The organism is Pseudomonas sp. (genome assembly GCF_030147005.1).
Lineage (GTDB): Bacteria > Pseudomonadota > Gammaproteobacteria > Pseudomonadales > Pseudomonadaceae > Aquipseudomonas.
Genome location: NZ_JASLAW010000217.1, coordinates 1 through 4071, shown reverse-complemented (window position 1 = coordinate 4071; position 4071 = coordinate 1). Strand labels below are relative to the sequence as shown.

Below are 4071 nucleotides of genomic sequence, written 5' to 3'. Positions count from 1 at the left end.
GGCCTTTAACAAACTGCTCGATCAGTTCTTGGGGGATCGAGGGTAACTCCCTCGCTGCTGCATTGGCGGGCTTCTTTTTTGTCGGCATACATGCACCTCTAGCTACATGTTATGCCCGAACACAAAATTTCTGACAGTCTCCCGATTACCTGCGCAGAAAAAATAGACTCACGGAACACCTGTCCTCTCGCCCTGCAAGCTCCCAGGCCTCAAACGCTCCTGCGCGCAGACGCAGGCCGTGAAAATACGACTGAGGCCCGCCCCAGGCATGTCAACGCGAGCCCATAAACGCCTGGTGCAGTTCGGCCAGCGTCTCGAAATGCCAGGTCGGCGCCTCAGCATTCAACTCTTCAAAACTGCCAAACCCATACCCCACCGCCGCGCAGTCCAGCCCATTGCTGCGCGCGCCGATCAGGTCATGCTTGCGATCACCGATCATCAGGGTGGTGGTTGGGTCCAGCCCCTCTTCACGCACCAGGTGCGCGATCAGCTCGACCTTGTTGGTGCGCGTGCCATCCAGCTCGCTGCCGTAAATAACCTTGAAGTGCCTGGCAAAGTCGAAATGCCGCGCGATCTCACGGGCGAATTCCCACGGCTTGGATGTCGCCACATACAGCTGGCGGCCCTGGCTGCTCAGTTCTTCCAGCAAGGGCATCACGCCGTCGAACACATGGTTTTCATATAGCCCGGTGACCTTGAAGCGCTCGCGATAAAAATTCACCGCTTCCCACGCCTTAACCTCGTTGAAGCCATAGAACTGCATGAACGCTTGCAGCAACGGGGGCCCAATGAAGTGTTCGAGCCTGGTCAAGTCCGGCTCATCGATGCCCAGTTTGCCGAGGGCATACTGGATCGAGCGGGTGATGCCCTCGCGTGGGTCGGTAAGGGTGCCATCGAGGTCGAACAGGACGGTGGAGTGATGCAAGGTCATTGGTCGAATCCTTCAGCGATGTGCAGGTCTTTGAGCTTCACGTAGTTCGCCGCGCTGTAGGTGAAAAAGGCACGTTCCTTGTAGGTCAGCGGGCGGACCTGTTTAACCGGGCTGCCGACGTACAAAAAGCCGCTGTCGAGCTTCTTGCCCGGCGGCACCAGGCTGCCGGCACCAATGATCACGTCATCTTCCACCACGGCGCCGTCCATCACGATGCTGCCCATGCCGATCAGGATGCGGCTACCCACGGTGCAACCATGCAGCATGACTTTATGGGCGATGGTCACGTCGTCACCGATCAACAGCGGGAAACCGTCCGGGTTGAACGGGCCGGCGTGGGTGATGTGCAGCACACAACCGTCCTGCACGCTGGTGCGCGCCCCGATACGGATGCGATGCATGTCGCCGCGAATCACCGTCAATGGCCAGACTGAGCTGTCGGCGCCGATTTCGACATCGCCGATCACCACCGCCGAAACATCGACAAACGCCCCGGAGCCCAGGGTTGGCGTGTGGTTCTGATAGGTGCGAAGGGTCACGATAGCCTCTCTCTGTTGTACTGATAGCTGCGGTGGGTGTTGATTGTAATTAAGATGGCCCCATCTTTGTCTTATCTGTTTCTTCAGCCAAGGTGCCAACCGTGAGCGCGAACAACCCTCTTCTGCAGCCCTACGACCTGCCGCCGTTCTCGGCGATCCGTGCCGAGCACGTCCAGCCGGCCATCGAACAGATCCTGGCCGATAACCGTGCAGCGATCGCAGACATCCTGCAAAGCCAGGGTAAAAATCCGACATGGGCAGGCCTGGTTCTGGCCATGGACGAGCTCAACGATCGCCTCGGCGCGGCCTGGAGTCCTGTCAGCCACCTTAATGCGGTATGTAACAGCGCCGAGCTGCGCGAAGCCTACGAGGCTTGCCTGCCGGCATTGAGCGCCTATTCCACCGAAATGGGCCAGAACCGTGAGCTGTTTCAGGCCTTCGAAGCCTTGGCCAACAGCCCGGAAGCCGCCGGTTTCGATGTGGCGCAGAAAACCATTCTGGAACACTCCCTGCGCGACTTCCGCCTGTCGGGCATCGATTTGCCGCCGGAGCAGCAAAAGCGCTACGCCGAAGTGCAAAGCAAGCTTTCGGAGCTGGGCAGCAAATTCTCCAACCAGTTGCTGGACGCCACCCAGGCCTGGACCAAGCACGTCACCGACGAAGCTACGCTGGCCGGCCTGACCGATTCGGCCAAGGCACAAATGGCCGCCGCCGCCCAGGCCAAGGGGCTCGATGGTTGGTTGATCACCCTCGAATTTCCGAGCTATTACGCAGTAATGACCTACGCCCAGGACCGAGCCCTGCGTGAAGAAGTCTACGCGGCCTACTGCACCCGCGCGTCGGACCAAGGCCCGAATGCCGGTCAGAATGATAACGGCCCGGTGATGGAACAGATCCTGGACCTGCGTCAGGAACTGGCACAGCTGTTGGGCTACGCATCGTTCGCCGAACTGAGCCTTGCCACCAAAATGGCGGAGTCCAGCGACCAGGTGCTGAGTTTCCTGCGCGACCTGGCCCAGCGCAGCAAACCGTTCGCGACCCAGGACCTGCAGCAGCTCAAGGCCTACGCCGCCGAACAAGGCTGCGCCGACCTGCAGAGCTGGGACAGCGGTTTCTACGGCGAAAAACTGCGCGAGCAACGCTACAGCGTGTCCCAGGAAGCCCTGCGCGCTTACTTCCCGATCGACAAAGTATTGGGCGGCCTGTTCGCCATCGTGCAGCGCCTGTACGGCATTGAAATCGCCGAGCAGAAGGGCTTCGACGCCTGGCACCCGGATGTGCGCCTGTTCGAGATCAAGGAAAACGGCCAGCATGTCGGCCGCTTCTTCTTCGACCTGTATGCGCGCGCCAACAAGCGTGGCGGTGCCTGGATGGACGGCGCCCGCGACCGCCGCCGCACGATCGACGGTGTGCTGCAAAGCCCGGTGGCCAATCTGGTGTGCAACTTCACCCCGGCCGACAGCGGCAAGCCTGCCCTGTTGACTCACGACGAAGTCACCACCTTGTTCCACGAATTCGGCCATGGCCTGCACCACCTGCTGACCCGCGTCGAACATGCCGGCGTGTCCGGCATCAACGGCGTGGCCTGGGATGCGGTGGAGTTGCCGAGCCAGTTCATGGAGAACTGGTGCTGGGAGCCTGAAGGCCTGGCGCTGATTTCGGGCCACTACGAAAGCGGTGAGCCATTGCAGCAGGACCTGCTGGAAAAAATGCTCGCGGCGAAAAATTTCCAGTCCGGCCTGATGATGGTGCGTCAGCTTGAGTTCTCGCTGTTCGACTTCGAACTGCACGCCACCCACGGCGATGGCCGCAGTGTGGCGCAAGTGCTGGAAGGCGTGCGCGATGAAGTCTCGGTGATGCGCCCACCGGCCTACAACCGCTTTCCCAACAGCTTCGCGCACATTTTCGCTGGCGGTTATGCCGCAGGTTATTACAGCTACAAGTGGGCGGAAGTGCTGTCGGCGGATGCCTTTTCCAAGTTCGAAGAAGACGGCGTGCTCAATGCCCAGACCGGTCGCGCCTTCCGTGAAGCCATACTCGCGCGGGGCGGTTCCCAGGAACCGATGGTGTTGTTCGTCGACTTCCGCGGACGCGCGCCGTCGATTGACGCACTCTTGCGCCACTGCGGCCTGAGTGAGGACGTGGCAGCATGAGTGAAGGGCCTGTGATTACCAAAAAGCAATTTATCGCCGGGGCGGTCTGCCCGGCGTGCAGCGAGCCCGACAAGTTGAAGATGTGGACCGAAGACGACGTGCCGCACCGCGAGTGTGTGGCCTGTGGTTATACCGATACGCTCAATGACCAAGGCCTGTCGGTGCCCAAGGAATTGGGCACGCGGGTCAATACGTCGGCGTTGAAAGCACCGGCGGACCCGAAGGTGCAAGCGGTGCAGTTCTTTCCCAATCCGAAGCTGAAAAAAGGCTGACGGTCTTACGCCATCCAAAAGGTAAGAGGGCGCTTGCCCTAATGCCGGTCAGTTAAGCGCTAAAGCAGAACAACCTGCGACCTGTGGCGCGGGAGCTTGCTCCCGCTGGACTGCATAGCAAACCCATTTTTGGGGCCGCTTCGCGCCCCAGCGGGAGCAAGCTCCCTCGCCACAGT

4 protein-coding genes are annotated in these 4071 nt (G+C 60.4%); 2 read left to right on the top strand and 2 right to left on the bottom strand.

Going from position 1 to position 4071, the window contains the following annotated elements; translation table 11 throughout:
- Positions 1-271 precede the first annotated feature (271 nt).
- Together Q1V60_RS20450 and Q1V60_RS20445 are read right to left on the bottom strand one after the other, a co-directional pair.
- Positions 272-931, bottom strand: a complete 660-nt coding sequence (locus Q1V60_RS20450; RefSeq protein ID WP_300633982.1) for an HAD family hydrolase — start codon at positions 929-931, stop codon at positions 272-274.
- A complete protein-coding gene (locus Q1V60_RS20445; protein WP_300633980.1) occupies positions 928-1470 on the bottom strand; it encodes a gamma carbonic anhydrase family protein in 543 nt (180 codons plus the stop codon). Before Q1V60_RS20445 ends, Q1V60_RS20450 begins: the two co-directional genes overlap by 4 nt.
- Before the next feature lie 101 nt (positions 1471-1571).
- On the opposite strand from Q1V60_RS20445, the gene prlC reads away from it, so the two are divergent.
- Positions 1572-3623 carry an oligopeptidase A gene (gene prlC, locus Q1V60_RS20440; RefSeq protein ID WP_300633978.1) on the top strand — a complete coding sequence of 684 codons (2052 nt, stop codon included), beginning with the start codon at positions 1572-1574 and terminating at the stop codon, positions 3621-3623.
- Positions 3620-3895 carry a YheV family putative zinc ribbon protein gene (locus tag Q1V60_RS20435; RefSeq protein WP_300633975.1) on the top strand — a complete coding sequence of 92 codons (276 nt, stop codon included), beginning with the start codon at positions 3620-3622 and terminating at the stop codon, positions 3893-3895. Before prlC ends, Q1V60_RS20435 begins: the two co-directional genes overlap by 4 nt.
- Positions 3896-4071: the final 176 nt, after the last annotated feature.

Coding starts and splice junctions, on each gene's coding strand:
- Q1V60_RS20450 (WP_300633982.1), bottom strand. CDS start 931: ATGACCTTGCATCACTCCACCGTCCTGTTCGACCTCGATGGCACCCTT.
- Q1V60_RS20435 (WP_300633975.1), top strand. CDS start 3,620: ATGAGTGAAGGGCCTGTGATTACCAAAAAGCAATTTATCGCCGGGGCG.